At 61.6% G+C, this 16,543-nt stretch carries 12 protein-coding genes; 6 read left to right on the forward strand and 6 right to left on the reverse strand.

Annotation, left to right across the window (positions count from 1 at the left end; all coding sequences use genetic code 11):
* Nucleotides 1-80 precede the first annotated feature (80 nt).
* Nucleotides 81-1,025 (reverse strand): aldo/keto reductase, encoded by a 945-nt coding sequence (locus tag FFS64_RS09515; protein ID WP_137805155.1) that lies wholly within the window; start codon nucleotides 1,023-1,025, stop codon nucleotides 81-83.
* Nucleotides 1,022-2,299 (reverse strand): NTP/NDP exchange transporter, encoded by a 1,278-nt coding sequence (locus tag FFS64_RS09520; protein WP_137805156.1) that lies wholly within the window; start codon nucleotides 2,297-2,299, stop codon nucleotides 1,022-1,024. Before FFS64_RS09520 ends, FFS64_RS09515 begins: the two co-directional genes overlap by 4 nt.
* Nucleotides 2,300-2,351: 52 nt before the next feature.
* On the opposite strand from FFS64_RS09520, the gene FFS64_RS09525 reads away from it, so the two are divergent.
* Nucleotides 2,352-3,140 carry an alpha/beta hydrolase gene (locus FFS64_RS09525; RefSeq protein ID WP_137805157.1) on the forward strand — a complete coding sequence of 263 codons (789 nt, stop codon included), beginning with the start codon at nucleotides 2,352-2,354 and terminating at the stop codon, nucleotides 3,138-3,140.
* A 214-nt stretch (nucleotides 3,141-3,354) separates the two neighbouring features.
* Here the strand turns inward: FFS64_RS09525 and FFS64_RS09530 are convergent, their stop codons facing one another.
* On the reverse strand, nucleotides 3,355-4,629 hold the full coding sequence (locus tag FFS64_RS09530; protein ID WP_137805158.1) for a glucarate dehydratase family protein: 1,275 nt from the start codon (nucleotides 4,627-4,629) through the stop codon (nucleotides 3,355-3,357).
* Complete coding sequence (locus tag FFS64_RS09535) at nucleotides 4,626-6,011, reverse strand: MFS transporter (RefSeq protein WP_137805159.1); 1,386 nt, start codon at nucleotides 6,009-6,011, stop codon at nucleotides 4,626-4,628. The genes FFS64_RS09530 and FFS64_RS09535 overlap by 4 nt, the downstream gene beginning before the upstream one ends.
* 134 nt (nucleotides 6,012-6,145) lie before the next feature.
* Between FFS64_RS09535 and FFS64_RS09540 the strand changes: the two genes are divergently transcribed.
* The 5 genes from FFS64_RS09540 to FFS64_RS09560 all read left to right on the forward strand — a co-directional run bounded on the left by FFS64_RS09540 (nucleotide 6,146) and on the right by FFS64_RS09560 (nucleotide 13,987).
* Nucleotides 6,146-7,048, forward strand: coding sequence for a LysR substrate-binding domain-containing protein (locus FFS64_RS09540; RefSeq protein ID WP_137805160.1), 903 nt, complete (start codon nucleotides 6,146-6,148; stop codon nucleotides 7,046-7,048).
* Nucleotides 7,049-7,345: 297 nt separating this feature from the next.
* Nucleotides 7,346-11,443: a bifunctional nitrate reductase/sulfite reductase flavoprotein subunit alpha gene (locus FFS64_RS09545; RefSeq protein WP_137805161.1), complete on the forward strand. Its 4,098-nt coding sequence runs from the start codon at nucleotides 7,346-7,348 to the stop codon at nucleotides 11,441-11,443.
* A 234-nt stretch (nucleotides 11,444-11,677) separates the two neighbouring features.
* Entirely contained in the window at nucleotides 11,678-12,307 is a 630-nt protein-coding gene (locus tag FFS64_RS09550) for a hypothetical protein (RefSeq protein WP_137805162.1), read from the forward strand.
* 19 nt (nucleotides 12,308-12,326) lie between these two features.
* On the forward strand, nucleotides 12,327-12,971 hold the full coding sequence (locus tag FFS64_RS09555) for a metalloregulator ArsR/SmtB family transcription factor (protein WP_137805163.1): 645 nt from the start codon (nucleotides 12,327-12,329) through the stop codon (nucleotides 12,969-12,971).
* A gap of 155 nt (nucleotides 12,972-13,126) precedes the next feature.
* On the forward strand, nucleotides 13,127-13,987 hold the full coding sequence (locus tag FFS64_RS09560) for a CAP domain-containing protein (protein ID WP_137805164.1): 861 nt from the start codon (nucleotides 13,127-13,129) through the stop codon (nucleotides 13,985-13,987).
* A gap of 136 nt (nucleotides 13,988-14,123) precedes the next feature.
* Here the strand turns inward: FFS64_RS09560 and FFS64_RS09565 are convergent, their stop codons facing one another.
* Nucleotides 14,124-15,620 carry an aldehyde dehydrogenase gene (locus tag FFS64_RS09565; protein WP_137805165.1) on the reverse strand — a complete coding sequence of 499 codons (1,497 nt, stop codon included), beginning with the start codon at nucleotides 15,618-15,620 and terminating at the stop codon, nucleotides 14,124-14,126.
* Nucleotides 15,613-16,524: a dihydrodipicolinate synthase family protein gene (locus FFS64_RS09570; RefSeq protein WP_137805166.1), complete on the reverse strand. Its 912-nt coding sequence runs from the start codon at nucleotides 16,522-16,524 to the stop codon at nucleotides 15,613-15,615. The genes FFS64_RS09565 and FFS64_RS09570 overlap by 8 nt, the downstream gene beginning before the upstream one ends.
* Nucleotides 16,525-16,543: the final 19 nt, after the last annotated feature.

Raw genomic sequence — 16,543 nt, forward strand, 5'->3', positions numbered from 1 at the left:
TTGACGCAAAACAGTATAGGAGAGGTTCCAAGGCACGCTGAAAACCACGGCACTCACTGTGTAACCCCTTGCCTCAACAGCTACTCCACCAGCGCAATCAACTGATGACGCTGCGCATCGGTGAGCATCGGACCGAAGCCCGCTCCGGCGTTTTCCGTCATGTAGCGCGGATTGCCGGTGCCGGGGATGACGCACGTCACCGCCGAATGCGACAGGATGAATTTGAGCGCCAGTTGCGGCCAGCTCTTTACCCCGACTTGTGCGGCCCAACCGGGTAGCGGTTTGCCTTGCAGGCGGCCGATCAGCCCGCCGCCACCGAACGGTCGGTTGCAGATCACCGCCACGCCGCGCTCGCGGCACAGCGGCAGGAGGCGCTTCTCGACGCCGCGATCGTCCAGGGCATAGTTGATTTGCAGGAAATCCAGTGGCTCGGCTCGGAGTACCGCTTCCACTTCCTCATACGCCGACGAGGTGTAATGGGTGATGCCGATGTAGCGGATGCGCCCTTGTTCCTTCCATTGCCGCAAGGTCGGCAGATGGGTTTGCCAGTCCAGCAGATTGTGGATCTGCATCAGGTCGATACGGTCGGTCTGCAACAGCTTGAACGACTGTTCCATCTGCGCGATGCCTTCCTCGCGGCCCCGGGTCCACACCTTGGTCGCCAGAAACGCCGGCGAGCGCGGCTCGTGGATCGACAGCAGTTCGCCCGTGTTCTCTTCGGCGCGACCGTACATCGGCGAGCTGTCGATCACCGTCCCGCCCTTCTCGAACAACGCACGCAGCACCCCGGGCAATTGCCTGTAGGCCTGATCCTGGGGCGAGACATCAAACCCGCGATAGGTGCCCAACCCGACGATGGGCAGTGGCTCGTTGCTGGAAGGAATGGCGCGGGTCTGCATGGTTTTGCCTCCTGTTCCCGTCGACAGCACGGTTTGCGCAACCGCCGGACCGAGCGTGAAGACCGCCGAAACACCGGCAGCCAGCGTGAGTAGTCTCCTGCGGGTGAAACCATCCGCATGGCTCATGACATGTCCCTCTCCCGTGGTGCAGGTTCGGCGCGTCGTGCCTGCTGCCTGGCCAGCCACAGGCACAACCAGCCCCACAACCCGGCAAATGGCACGATCACCACCGCCACCAGACCGAACCCCGTGCCCAGCGCCGTCAAACCGGCGGACAACCAGCCACTGGCGGCATCGCCACCGCGATAGACCAGGGTCTCGATCACATTCTTGGCCTTGTACTTCTCCTCGCGGCTCACCACCGTCCACAACACCTCCCGCGCCGGGCGCACGATGGCGAACTCCACCGCGCGGCGCAGGCCCTGGGCCAGCGCCACGGTGGCCGGCACCGGTGCCAGCGCCATGGCGGCGAACGCCACGATCGTCGCCATCGGCAAGGCAACCAACGCCCCGCCAATGCCCACCAGGCGGATCAACGGCGCCGTCAGCAGCAGCTGGAACGTCAAGGTCAACGCCGACACGATCAGATCCACTACGGCGAAGAATTGCGTCCTGCTGCCAGTATCAGCGTAGCTGCCAGCGACAATCCGTCCCTGCTCGAAATACAAGAAGGTCGCGGCACTGGTGTGCAGCAGCATGAACAGCACCAGCCCCAACAGGTAGGGAGAGCGCAGAATCAGGGTGATACCGGCGAGCATGCTGCCGCCCATGCGCCGTTCGTCGATTAGCCGATTACCGGACTGCGACTGCGTGCGCGACAGCAGTGCCCGATAGCAGCGCACGGCGATTTCCAGCAACAACGCCGCCGCGACGGTCAAAGCCATCGGCCCCAGACGAGTGGCCATGGTCGCCGCCAGCAACGGCCCGACAAACGTGCCGAGGGTGCCGCCCGCTGCGATGCAACCGAACAGCCGCCGCCCTTGCTCGCTGGAAAAGCGGTCGACCAGCACGCTCCAGAAAATCGAGACAATGAACAGGTTGTAGATGCTGATCCAGACAAAAAACACCCGCCCGACCGTCACCGACGCGACGCGGTTGGCGATCAACAGGCCAAACACCAGCATCGACACGGCGATCACCCGATAGATCAGCGGCACGAACCGCGTGGCCGGCAGACGCGACGCCAATGCGCCGAACACGGGCACCATCAGCAACATGACCACGAAAGTGGCGGTGAACAGCCACTGCAACTGGTCGGCGCCGCCTTCAAGCCCCAGCGCATCGCGCAATGGACGCACCAGGTAATAGCTGGCGAGTACGCAGAAATGGAAGGCGAACCCCAGCCACAGGGCCGATCGTTCGGATGGCCGTACGTTGAGCCATTGAGGAATATCGGGCATCGGTGCCCTCCTTTACCGCCAGCTACACTCTGACAGCACCCCGGAGCCGTCAATGCCGCCCACTAACGTTAGCCGAATGTCCCGGACCCTGATGTTACTCGTCGTCATCCTCGCAGCGTTGTACCTGGCGCTTTGCGCTGCGCTGTTCGTGTTTCAGCGCGCGCTCATCTACTACCCGCAACCCCGCGCCGTCGACTCAGCCGCGACGCTGCTCACATTGCCCGTCGACGACGCGCAGATACTGGTTTCGACCAGGCCGCATGTGGGTCCCAAAGCGCTGATTTACTTCGGTGGCAACGCCGAGGACGTTTCGCGCAGCCTGCCGGAATTCGCCCAGGCCTTTCCTGAGCATGCCCTGTATTTCATGCATTACCGGGGCTACGGCGGCAGCAGCGGCTCGCCCTCCGAAGAAACCATTGCCCGCGACGCCATGGCCTTGTTCGACAAGGTCTACGCCGACCACCCGCAGATTGCCGTGGTCGGGCGCAGCCTGGGTTCGGGCGTGGCCATTCGCCTGGCCGGTTCTCGCCCGGCGACGAAATTGCTGTTGATCACGCCTTACAACAGCCTGGAGGAGCTCGCTGTCCGCCAGTTCCGCTGGTTTCCGGTGCAGTGGCTGTTGCAGGATAAATTCGAGTCCTGGCGCTATGCCAAACACATCACGATACCGACACGGCTGATCGCTGCCGAGCATGACGAAGTGATTCCCGTTGCCAGTACCCGGCGGCTCTTCAGCCATTTTCCTGAGGGCATAGCGACGCTGCAGGTGATTACGGGGACGGGGCACAATTCCATCAGCGACAGCCCTGAATACCTCAAAGCCCTGAAAGATGGATTGTAAGGCGAAAGGAAAACACGGACCTGTGGGAGCTGGCTTGCCAGCGATAGCGATCTCGAGGCCGCCATCGCTGGCAAGCCAGCTCCCACAAGGTCGAGATAAGCCCGGCAAATCCTGGTCACCCACAAAAAGCAGTTCGCCAGGTAAAAAAAGTCCGGGCAAGCGCGACCACGCTTCCCGGACCAAAGGTTGCTACATGCCCATCAAAACCCTGCAATCAGAACCGTGGTTTCACCGCTTTCCAGTCCGGCTTGTAACGCTGCATCTGCTTCACATCATCGCGCTGACGAATCCCGCACGTCAGGTACTGGTCATGCAGCTTGCCCAATTGATCATGGTCCAGCTCCAGGCCCAGCCCCGGTGCCCGGGTGATTTTTACGCAGCCGTCGACGATCGGCAGCTTGCCGCCCTTGATCACCTCTTCATCCGGTTCCTGCCATGGATAGTGGGTGTCGCAGGCGTAATCGAGGTTCGGCACCGAGGCGGCGACATGGGCCATGGCCATCAGGCTGATGCCCAGGTGCGAGTTCGAATGCATGGACACGCCAAGCCCGAAGGTCTCGCACATTTTCGCCAGTGCCTGGGTGTCGCGCAGGCCGCCCCAGTAGTGGTGGTCGGCGAGGACGATCTGCACACTGTTCTGCGCCACGCTGCGGCGGAACTCATCGAAGTCGGTGACCACCATGTTGGTCGCCAGCGGCAGCCCGGTGCGTTTGTGCAGCTCGGCCATGCCGTCCAGGCCCGGCGTCGGGTCTTCGTAGTACTGCAGGTCATCGCCAAGCAGTTCGGCCATGCGAATCGATGTTTCCAGCGACCAGTTACCGTTCGGGTCGATGCGCAGCGGATAGCCGGGAAACGCCTTCTTCAAGGCCTTGATGCACGACACTTCATGCTCCGGCGGCAGCGTGCCGGCCTTGAGTTTGATGCTCTTGAAGCCGTAGGCCTCGATCATCCGACGCGCCTGGGCAACGATCTGCTCCTCGTTCAGCGCCTCGCCCCAACTGTCGGGCTTGTAGGGTGAATCGACGTGCTGCGCGTACTTGAAGAATAGATAAGCGCTGAATGGAATCTCGTCGCGGATCGCCCCGCCCAGCAAGTCCACCAAGGGCACGTTCAGGGAGTGCGCCTGCAGGTCCAGAAACGCCACTTCGAACGCCGAGTAGGCATTGCTCACCGCTTTGCTGGCGTGGGACCCGGGCGCCAGTTCCGCGCCGGCCAGGCTCGCCGGTTTGTTCGCCGCCACCGTGGCCTGGACAATCGCGCGCAGTTGATTGAGGTTGAACGGGTCCAGGCCGATCAGTTGGCTTTGCAGTTGCTGCTGGATCGCCAGTGCAGGAGCGTCGCCGTAGCTTTCACCCAGGCCGATGTAGCCATTGTCGCTTTCGATCTCGATGATCGAGCGCAGCGCGAAGGGTTCATGAATGCCGCTGGCGTTGAGCAACGGCGGATCACGGAAGGCGATGGGGGTGACGGTGACTCGTGTGATTTTCAAGAGGCTGCTCCCGTTGGATCAGATTTCAGGGCTTGATGACTGACCGGCTTTTTTGCGGTGGCGTCTTCGGCCGGCGAGTTCAGGATGTTGCCGCGCGGTGCGGTGCGGGCGAAGAAGATCACCACCGCCGCGACCAGTGATGTAGCGGCCAGACCATACAGGCCGCCCTCGATGGAACCGGTGGTCTGTTCCAGGATGCCGAACGCGGTCGGGGCGACGAAGCCGCCGAGGTTGCCGATGGAGTTGATCAGGGCGATCACCGCCGCGGCGATGCGAGCGTCCAGATAGCCTTGCGGGATCGGCCAGAACAATGCCGAGGCCGCCTTGAAGCCGATCGCGGCAAAACAGATGGCGACGAAAGCGAAGACCGGGCCACCGGTGGTGGACATGAACATGCCGAACGAGGCGATCACCAGCGTCACCGCGACCCAGGCCTGCTGATACTTCCATTTGCTGGCCATGGCGGCGAAGCCGTACATCGCGACGATGGAGATGATCCACGGAATCGAGTTGAACAGGCCGACCTGGAAGTCACCGAGGTTGCCCATCTTCTTGATCATGCTCGGCAACCAGAACGTGGCGCCGTAAATGGTCAGGGCGATGGAGAAGTAAATAAAGCAGAACAGCGCGATCTGTTTGTCGGCCAGCAACTTGAACATCGACGGCTTGACCGTATGCGTGGCATCGCGGGCCTGCTGCTCCAGATCAATGGCTGTGATCAGCGCGGTCTTTTCTTCCTCGCTGAGCCACTTGGCTTCCCGTGGATGGGATTGCAGCCAGAACCAGACAAAACCGCAGAGGGCGATGGAGGCAAAGCCCTCGATCAGGAACATCCACTGCCAGCCGTGCAGGCTCAAGCCGTCGATGTGCAGCAGCGCGCCGGACACCGGGCCGGAAATCACCGAAGCGATGGCCGAGCCACTGAGGAAAATCGCCATGGCCTTGCCGCGTTCGGTCGATGGCAGCCATTGGGTGAAGTAGTAAATGATGCCGGGAAAGAAGCCGGCTTCAGCGGCGCCGAGGATAAAGCGCAACACATAGAAGCTGGTTTCACCCTGCACGAAGGCCATCGCCATCGCGGCGGCGCCCCAGGTGAACATGATCCGCGTCAGCCAGGCGCGGGCGCCGTAGCGCTGCAGCAGCAGGTTGGACGGTACTTCGAAAATGGCGTAGCCAATGAAAAACAGCCCGGCACCCAGGCCATAGGCGGCAGCGCCAATGCCCAGGTCGGTTTCCATGTGGCTGCGCACGAAGCCGATGTTGACCCGGTCGATGTAGTTGACGATGAACATGATCACGAACAGCGGCAGGACGTGGCGCTTGACCTTGGCGGCCGCGCGGGCGAGTACGTTCGGGTCGGGTGGATTCTGGTGGGTTTTCAAGGGGCGACTCCCGTTCATTGTTCTTTTTGGGGGAAAGCTCTAGGGATGACTTTTTAGGCCTGGGCCGATGATGGACGCCCGCATTGATCCCGTCTAATCTAACTTGGCATTCGATTGATACCTGGATTAGATCAATGTTCGAACTGACGCAACTGCGCTGCTTTACCACCGTCGCCACCGAACTGAATTTTCGCCGCGCCGCCGAACGGCTGAACATGACCCAACCGCCGCTGAGCCGGCAGATTCAGTTGCTGGAGCATCACCTGGGAGTCGAGCTGTTCACCCGCAGTACCCGCAGCGTCGCCCTCACCGCTGCCGGCCGTGCGTTCTTCATCGAGGCACAGAACCTGCTGGAGCGCGCCCAGCAAGCCGCGGTGACCGCCCGGCGCTTTGCCGAGGGCGATATCGGCTCGGTCAATATCAGCTTCGTCGGCAGCGCGGTGTACGAGTTCCTGCCCAAGGTCATCGCCGAGGCGCGACTGACGCAGCCCCACGTCAAAATCGACCTGTCGGAAATGAACACCTACCAGCAACACGAAGCCCTGCGCGCCCGCCGCATTGACCTGGGCATCGCCCGCGCGCCGTTGCTGGAGCCTGGTTATTCCACCGAATGCCTGGTGCGCGAACCCTTTGTACTGGCGGTACCGAGTACTCATCCACTGGCCACGGCCGCCAGCGTGTCGGTCAAGGACCTCGACGGCCAGCCGTTCCTGATGTACTCCCACGCCGCCTACCCGCCGTTCAACGAGCTGCTGACCGGTATGCTGCGCTCGGCCCGCGTTGCGCCGGATTACGTTCAGTGGCTCGGATCGTCCCTGACCATCCTCGCCCTGGTCAACGCCGCCATGGGCCTGGCCCTGGTGCCCCGCTGTGCCACCAGCGTGGTGTTCAAGAACGTCGTGTTTCGCGATATCGACCTGGGCGAAGGGGTGCAAAGCGAGCTGCATCTGATCTGGCGCGAGAACAACGACAACCCGGCGTTCGCGATGCTGCTGGAAGGGATTCGGCGGGCGGTGCGCGAGGGGTGGGGATCGTAAATAGGTGATCTCTTAAGCAACACAGAACCCTGTGTTGCTCGCCATCCGCTGGTGCATCGGACCTGAACATCGCAATAAAAAAGTGCATCCAACGGTTGTTCCATCACTGCTGACAGCCTCGAAAGCCTTTACAGCTTGGCCTTGAGCGTTCTGGCCCGCCCTTTGCAAACACCCACTACGCAGTCAACGCAGATTGCACCTATACGACAAAGGCGCCGTGTAGCCCCCGTTCCGACGGAGGGCCGCATGGCGCCTTTTGCGTTTCTGAATTGATCAGGTGTTGGCAGGGTTTCGAGGATGGCAGACAAAACCGTACGCAGCGTATGTCCCTTCTGTGGTGTGGGTTGCGGCATCGTCATGCAGGTCGAAGGCAATCGGGTGGTCAAGGTCGCAGGCGACAAGACCCACCCGACCAACTTTGGTCGGCTCTGCACCAAGGGTACGACCTGCGGGCAGGCGATCGCCGAGTCGGGCCGGATGGAAAACGCCTACCTGCGCCAGGCGCGCAATCAGGAACCGGCGCGGGTCGCCATGGATCAGGCGATCAGCGAAACGGCCAGCAGGCTGCGCGGCATTCTCCAGAACCATGGGCCCGATGCCTTGGCCTTCTATGTCTCGGGGCAGATGTCGCTGGAAGCCCAGTACCTGATCAACAAACTGGCCAAGGGCTTTGTCCGTACCAACAACATCGAATCCAACTCGCGCCTGTGCATGGCCAGCGCGGGGAGCGGCTACAAGCTCTCGCTCGGCTCCGACGGGCCACCCGGCTCCTACGAGGACTTCGACAAGGCGGATCTGTTCTTTGTGATCGGCGCCAACATGGCCGACTGTCACCCGATTCTGTTCCTGCGCATGATGGACCGGGTCAAGGCCGGGGCCAAACTGATCGTGGTCGATCCGCGGCGCAGCGCCACGGCGGACAAGGCCGGCCTGTTTCTGCAAATCCGCCCCGGCACCGACCTGGCCTTGCTCAATGGCTTGCTGCATCTGCTGGTGAAAAACGGCTACACCGACCCAGACTTCATCGCCACGTTCACCGAAGGCTGGGAAGCCATGCCGCAATTCCTCGACGACTACACGCCGGACAAGGTCGCAGCGCTCACCGGCCTTGCCGAAGCGGAGATTCGTCAAGCGGCCGAGTGGATCGGCCAAGCGGCAGATTGGATGAGCTGCTGGACCATGGGCCTGAACCAAAGCACCCACGGCACCTGGAACACCAATGCCCTGTGCAACCTGCACCTGGCCACCGGCGCGATCTGCCGGCCCGGCAGCGGGCCGTTTTCCCTGACCGGCCAACCCAATGCGATGGGTGGCCGGGAAATGGGCTACATGGGGCCGGGTCTGCCGGGTCAGCGTTCGGTGCTGGTCGAGGCAGACCGGGCGTTCATCGAGGACTTGTGGAGCATTCCCCGCGACAGCCTGCCCCGCAACGTCGGTGGTGGCACCGTGGACATGTTCGAGCAAATGGCCGAGGGCCGGATCAAGGCCTGCTGGATCATCTGCACCAACCCGGTGGCATCGGTGCCCAACCGCCGCACAGTGATTGAAGGCCTGCAAGCCGCCGAACTGGTCATCACCCAGGACGCCTACCTCGACACCGAAACCAACCGTTACGCCGACATCCTCCTGCCCGGCGCGCTCTGGGCCGAGGCCGAAGGGGTGATGATCAACTCCGAACGCAACCTGACGCTGATGCAGCAAGCCGTGGAGCCGCCCGGCGAAGCATTGGCCGACTGGCAGATCATCGCTCGGGTAGCATGCGCAATGGGCTTCGCCGAGGCGTTTACCTACACTTCGGCCGCCGAGGTGTTTGAAGAGATCAAACGCGCCTGGAACCCCAAGACCGGCTATGACATTCGCGGGGCCAGTCATGCGCGTCTACGGGAAAAACCGCTGCAATGGCCCTGCGCGGAAAACGACAGCGAGGACCGCCATCCGATTCGCTACCTCAACAATGGCGTGAGCCAACAGCTCAAGGTCGAAGCCGATGGCAGCCGGCCGGCCATTGTCTTCGCCACCGAACGCGGCAAAGGGATCTTCCTGGCCCGTCCACACATGCCACCGGCGGAAATGCCCGATGAACACTTTCCCTTTGTCCTCAACACTGGACGCTTGCAGCACCAGTGGCACACCCTGACCAAGACCGGCAAGGTTGCGACCCTGAACAAGCTCAATCCCGGCCCCTTCGTCGAGATCCATCCGCAAGATGCCGCCAGCTTCGGCATTCGCGACAAGGATCATGTCGAAGTGCGCTCCGTGCGTGGCCGCGCCGTACTGCCGGCGGTGGTGACCGACCGGGTGCGTCAGGGCAATTGTTTTGCGCCGTTTCACTGGAACGATGTGTTCGGTGAAAACCTGGCGATCAATGCCGTCACCCATGATGCGGTCGACCCGATTTCGCTACAGCCCGGATTCAAATTCTGCGCAGTCGCCCTGCAACGGGTCGAACTGATCGAGCACCAGTTCCTCGAAGTGCCTGCACCTGCCGACGAACTTCTCCCCGTTTGCCCCTTGCCAGAGGAACTCGCCATGTCGAGCATCGAGGCATTTGCCGATATCGCCGGCGTCAGTCGCCTGCCCTCACCGAAGCTCAATGAACATGAACGCCTTTACCTGGCCGGATTCGTCAGTGGCCTGCAATCGACTGAGGGCCGCCAGACCGGTGGCGTACCTGTCCTGCCAGCCAACGCCCCCCTGGCCACCGACACCCGATTATGGCTGGATGGCGTGTTGGGCGGCTTGTTCAGCCGGGCCGATACAGCCGTTCAAGCACTGAGCGATAGCACTGAGTTGCTATCCGCGAGCATGCCCGCAGTGACGCTGCTATGGGCTTCGCAAACGGGCAATGCCGAAGCCTTGGCCGAGCGCTTCGCCAGCCGTTTGCGCGACGCGGGCATTGCCGTCGAACTGAGCGCGATGGCCGACTTTCCCGCCAGCAAACTGGCCAGCACTCAGAACCTGGCCGTGATCAGCAGCACCTTCGGCGACGGCGACCCGCCGGACAATGGCGAAGGTTTCTGGCACAGCTTGAGCCGTGCCGAGACACGTCTGGAGTCCCTGCGCTTCGCGGTACTGGCCCTGGGCGATCCCAACTATGACCAGTTCTGCCAGCACGGTAAAAAACTCGATCAGCGTCTCCACGAATTGGGCGCCACACGGTTGCTGGAACGGGTCGATTGCGACACCGAATTCGAGGCCCGCGCGGACCAGTGGCTGGCCGAACTACTGAAAACCCTGCAACCGGTAACGATCAATCCAGCACCGGCGGCTGTCGCCCACCCTGTCACCGCACCGTGCAAGGCCAAACCCTATGCCTCACGCTTGCTGAGTAACCTGCACCTGAACCAGCAAAGCGCCAACAAGGAAACCCGCATGTTTTCCCTGGCGCTGGCCGATTCCGGACTGCACTACGAAGCGGGCGATGCCTTGGGCGTCTTGCCGCGCAACTGCCCGGAACTGGTCGGCGAGATGCTGGAACTGACGCGGCTGGGCGCCGACACCACCGTTCACGTCGACAAGGTCGGTGAACTGCCGCTGCATCAGGCGCTGACCGAACACTTCGAAATCGCCCGGCCCAACAGCGACACCCTGGCGTTCATCGCCGAACGCAGCCGCAATCCGGCGTTGAAACAGCTGCTGGGCAGCGAGCGCAAGGCTGAATTGAAAGACTGGCTGTGGGGCCGGCAACTGGCGGACGTGTTGCAGGCGTTTCCGGTCGACTGCTCCGCCAGTGAGTTGCTGGGCACACTCAAGCGTCTGCAACCGCGACTGTATTCCATTTCCTCCAGCCCCAAGGCGCACCCGCAGGAAGTCCATCTCACGGTGGCCGCCGTGCGCTACGGCAAGCGCAAAGGCGTGTCTTCGACCTTTCTTGCCGATCGAGCCGCAGACAGCACCGTCCCTGTCTTCGTACAGCAATCGAAACACTTCCGCGCCCCCGCCGATGGCGACGTGCCAATGATCATGATCGGCCCCGGCACCGGCGTCGCGCCGTTTCGCGCCTTCCTGCAAGAACGTCGCGCCCGGGGCGACCAAGGCAAGAACTGGCTGTTTTTCGGCGAGCAGCACGCCGCCAGCGATTTTTACTACCGCGATGAACTGCTAGCCATGCAGCACGATGGCCTGCTGACTGAACTCAGCCTGGCCTTTTCCCGTGATCAGGCACAGAAGATCTACGTGCAGGACCGCATCCGCGAACAGGGTGCCGAACTGTGGCGCTGGTTGCAGGAAGGCGCGCAGCTGTACATCTGCGGGGATGCCAGTTGCATGGCCAGGGATGTCGACCAGGCCTTGCGCCGGATCGCCCAGGACCATGGCGGATTGTGCACCGAAGGCGCCGCGGATTACTGGCGCCAGTTGAGTGAACAGAAGCGTTATCTGCGGGATGTTTATTGACTGAGTGGCGGACCATCGTCTGCCGCCCTTTGTAGGAGCGAGGCTTGCTCGCGAAAGCGTTCTATCTGACAGATTGAGGTTGAGAGTGCTAATGCCTTCGCGAGCAAGCTTTGTTCCTAATGTCAGAGCGCCTTCAGCGACCGTTGATCCGAGACGTCGCCCTTGCCCGATAAAAACATATTTTTATGCCTATATTGATATTGTCGAACATTCCCACTACACGAGGGTGCCGTCATGAATATCAAGATCCTGGCTCTGATCCTCCTGGCTTTCTGCGCACAACCGGTCTGGAGCCAGACCCCTGCTGCCTCCCCTGCCTCTGCCGACAGCGCTGCGCTGACCACGCGCCTGGCGTTGCGGGACCTTTGGGTCGAGCATATTTTCTGGATCAGAACCTACGCGCTCGCCAATCAGTCCGCCGATCAGAAGCAAGCCAAAATCGCGGCGGATCAGGTGGTCGACAACGCGACCAAAATCGCCAACAGCATCGCCCCGCTCTACGGCCAATCAGCGGCGGATCAACTGCTCAAGTTGCTTGCAGGCCATTGGGGCGCGGTGAAACACTACAGCGACGCGACGGTGGCCAAGGACGCCAAAGGCAAGCAAGCCGCCGTTACGGAGTTGACCAGCAATGCCAAGGCGATTGCGGCTTTTCTGGCCGGGGCCAACCCCAACCTGCCCGAAGCCACGTTGGTGAACTTGCTGTCGGCACACGGCGGCCACCACATTGCGCAGATCGATGAGTTCGCCGCCCACGACTACGCAGGCGAAGCGAAGACCTGGCAGATGATGCGCACGCACATCCTGACGCTGGCGGACGCGTTGACCGCGGCACTGGTCAAGCAGTTCCCGGACAAGTTCTGACACCGCGCGAGGGCACACCATGCTGGAAGGACTGGGCCGGACACAGCAAGACTTGCTCAATGCGTTGCTGCACCACGCGGGCGGCATGAGCATCGACGAATTGGCCGAGCATCTGGCGGTCACGCGCACGGCGATTCGCCAACACCTGGCGGCGCTGGAGCGCGACGGCCTGGTGCTGCGCGGCGAAACCCGTCCGACGGGGCGGCGGCCGGAGCAGTTGTATCGGCTCACCGACCACGCCAGGGAGCAATTCCCTCGCCAGTATCAGTTGCTGGCCAGCGCACTGATCGATGAAGTGGCCGAGATCATCGGTCCCGAGGCCCTGGCGACACTGATGCGCAGCCTGGGTCGCAAACTGGCCCGGGACCGCGAACAGCAGGTCGTCGATGAAGTAAAGATCGTGGAGCACATGAATCAGGCGGGGTATGAAGCGGAAGTGTTCTTTCGCTCATCCGGTGACGCGCAAATCGTTGCACACAACTGCGTGTTCCATCGCCTGGCCGCGGCCCATCCGGTGGTCTGCGAACTCGATCTGGCCCTGATCGGTACGTTGGGCGGCGGTGAAGTCGAGCACACCGAATGCATGGTCCGTGGCGGTCATGTCTGCCGTTTCAAACTGCGGCCGGCCAAGTCTGTGCAGGAGGTTGAAACCAATTCCCGCTGACAGGAAAAAACGTCCTCGTGTGCTACGTCCGTCGGACATTGGAGCGCCCCCGTAAATATCCCCTCCTGCGCCTTGAACTTGTTTCGCGGCGCCAGTCTAAACCGGCGATTGATCCTCCTCCCAACCGTCGTCATCTCATCAGAGCTGTCCGCCCCATGCGCCAAACCGCCCTCGCCTTGCGCTTCACTTCGCTGTGCCTGTTGACCTCTCTTCCGTTGATCGCCAGCCCCACCCACGCCGGTGCGGAGCGAGAATTGGTGGAAGCCATCAATGACTACCGTGCCCATCCCCAGGGCTGCGAACGCCGCCCCACTCAACGCTTGTCGCCACTGGCGCTGAAATCCAGCCTGGCGTTGCCGATGGGTTACGGCGGCGGTTTGCGGGAAAGATTGAAAGATTCCGGGTATCAGGCGGTGTCGGTACGCAGCATCCGGGTGGTGGGTGCGCGAGATGCCGAAGAGGCTTTCGATCTGATGCAGAGTGACCACTGCTCCGCCTTGCTCGACAGCCAATACACGGATGTCGGGGTCAGCCGCAGCCGCGGTGAATGGCAAGTGGTGCTGGCGCGGCCGGTGCTGGACAGCCAGATGGGCGATACGCGTAGCGTTGGCAAAACCTTGCTGGCACAGGTCAACGCCGCCCGGGCCAAACCACGCCTGTGCGGTCGCCAACGTTTCGCCGCTGCCCGGCCATTAGCCTGGAACGCCAGCCTCGGCGCTGCCGCCCAGGGGCATAGCAAAGCGATGGCTTACGGCAATTATTTCTCCCACCGCGATCCTGATGGTGACACCGCCACTGACCGGGCGCGGGCCGCCGGTTTTCGTGGTCGGCAGATCGGGGAAAATATCGCGGCGGGTCAAGGCTCACCGAGCAAGGCGATGGCCGGTTGGCTGGCCAGCCCGGGCCATTGCGCCAATTTGATGAATCCGATGTTTACCCAGGTGGGTGCAGGCGTCGCAACGCAAGCGCGCAGTGATCAGGGGGTTTATTGGACGATGATGTTTGGGGCGCCTTGATGGAGCTAGCTTGATTTTGTGTTGACTGTAATGCCGTCTTCGCGGGCAAGCCCGCTCCCACAGTGGACTTTGGCGGACATAACATCTGTGTGCGCATTGGTCCATTGTGGGAGCGAGCCTGCTCGCGAAGAGTCGGTCAACGCTCGGACACGTCGATCCAGATCGTCTTGATCTCGGTGTACTGATCATGCGCCCAGATCGACTTGTCACGCCCGCCAAAGCCGGATTCCTTGTAACCACCGAATGGCGTTGATGCGTCACCCTCACCGAAGCAGTTGACCGTCACGATCCCTGCGCGGATCTCCCGCGACAGCTTGATCGCATTGCGCAGGTTATCGGTGTAAACCGATGCCGCCAAGCCATACACCGAGTCATTGGCCAGGGCGATGGCCTGGTCAATTGTGGTGAAGGTGGTCACGGCGAGTACCGGGCCGAATATCTCTTCCTGGAACAGGCGGCTTTCAGTGCCCACACCGTCGACCACAGTGGGCTCGACGAAAATGTCGCTCTCGGTGTTGCCACCGAACACCACGTTGAGCTTCTCGACGGCAGCGTGTTCGAGGTAGGAGCGGACCTTCTCGAAGTGCGCCTTGCTGACCATCGACCCGACGCGGTTTTCCGGGTCCAGCGGGCTGCCCATTTTCCACTCGCGCATTTGCACGCCGATGCGTTTGAGCAACTCGTCCTTGATGTCGGCATGGACAATCAGCCGCGACGACGCCGAGCAGTTTTCCCCCATGTTCCAGAACGCGCCGTTGACCACATGGCTCGCCACCAGATCCAGGTCTTCGACATCATTCATCACCACCGCCGGGTTCTTGCCCCCGCACTCCAGCACGATGCGCTTGAGGTTCGAATCGGCTGCATAGTTGAGGAAACGACGACCGGTCGCGGTCGAGCCAGTGAAGCTGACCATGGAGACGTCCATGTGCCGGCCCAGCGGCTCCCCTACTTCACCGCCACCGCCCGATAGCACGTTGAACACACCAGCAGGCACACCCGCCTCAAAGGCCAGTTCGGCGACACGCAGTGCGGTCAGAGTGGTTTCCTTGGCCGGTTTGACGATGATCGAGCAGCCTGCGGCCAGGGATGGGCCAATTTTCCATGCCAGCATCAGCAGCGGGAAGTTCCATGGCAACACCAGACCGACGACACCAATGGCTTCACGCACCACCAGGGTCATCGCACCGGAACCGACCGGGGCGGTGTTGTCGTAGATCTTGTCGATCAGCTCGGCATGCCACCGCAGGGTGTGAATGGTTTCGGGAATGTCGGTCAGTTGGCACTCGCGAATCGGCTTGCCGCTGTCCAGGCTTTCCATGACCGACAGTTCGTGGGCGTTCTGCTCCAGCAAATCGGCAAAGCGCAACAGCACTTTCTTGCGTTCGCCGGGGCTCTGCTTGTGCCAACGACCATCTTCGAAAGCCTCTTTGGCTTTGGTCACTGCGAAGTCGACGTCATTGGCGTCGCATGCCGTGATCTCGGCCAGTACTTCGTTGGTCGCTGGGTTCGTTGTGGTAAACGTTTTGCCCGAACCAGAAGTGTAAGACTCACCATTCACAAAGGATTGCGTTGGGAACTTCAGTTTCCGGGCGATAGCGGCATATTCAGCCGCACTCAGTAGATCAGCCATTGTTCGAACTCCCGATTACTTGAGCGACTTCGTGCTTGAGGGTAGCGATGACGTCCTTCAGGGCCTGTTTTTCGTGCTCGTACAGCGGTTGCAGCGGCGAACGCACACTGCCGGTGCGCAGCCCGTTGAGTTCGCAGCCGTATTTGATCGACTGCACGAATTTGCCGCTTTCCAGGAAGTCCATCAGCGGCATGAATGCGCTCATGATCTTGCGCCCTTTTTCGAAATCCTTCTCGACCACGCAGGCTTCATAGAGCGCAACGTGTTCGCGGGGGATGAAGTTGGAACCGGCACACACCCAACTGCGCGCACCCCAGGCAAAGAACTCCAGAGCCTGGTCGTCCCAACCGCAGGACAAGGCAATGTTCGGGTGGTTGCGCGCCAGGCGATGGACTTGTGCCATGTCCCCGGAGCTTTCCTTGATGGCGACGATGTTTTTCGATTCGGCCACCGCCGCGAAATACTCTTCGCCCATGCTGACGCCCATGCGCGCCGGGTAGTTGTAGAGCATGATCGGCAGGTCGGCGGCGCGGTCGACGGTCAACGCGTGGATGGCGTTTTCCTTCTCGGTCGGCAGTGCATAGGGTGGCGAGCCGACCAGAATCGCATCGGCCTTGATGGCGCGGGCAGCCGTGGCGTATTCCACCGAATCTTCGGTGCGGATGGCGCCGGTGCCAATGACCAGCGGCAAGCGCCCGCCGATCACGTCCTTGGCCTGGGTCGCCAGGGCGATGCGCTCTTGAGCGGTGTGGGCGTAGTACTCACCGGTCGAACCGCCAATGATGATGCCGTGCACTTTGGATTCGATCAGGTACTCGAGTACGTCGGCGAAGGCCGATTTGTCGATCTCGCCATTGGCCGTCAAGGGAGTGATTGCCGGGGTATAGATGCCTTCGAACTTCATGATTGCCTCTCCATCAGTA

Source organism: Pseudomonas sp. G(2018), from assembly GCF_005502415.1.
GTDB lineage: Bacteria > Pseudomonadota > Gammaproteobacteria > Pseudomonadales > Pseudomonadaceae > Aquipseudomonas.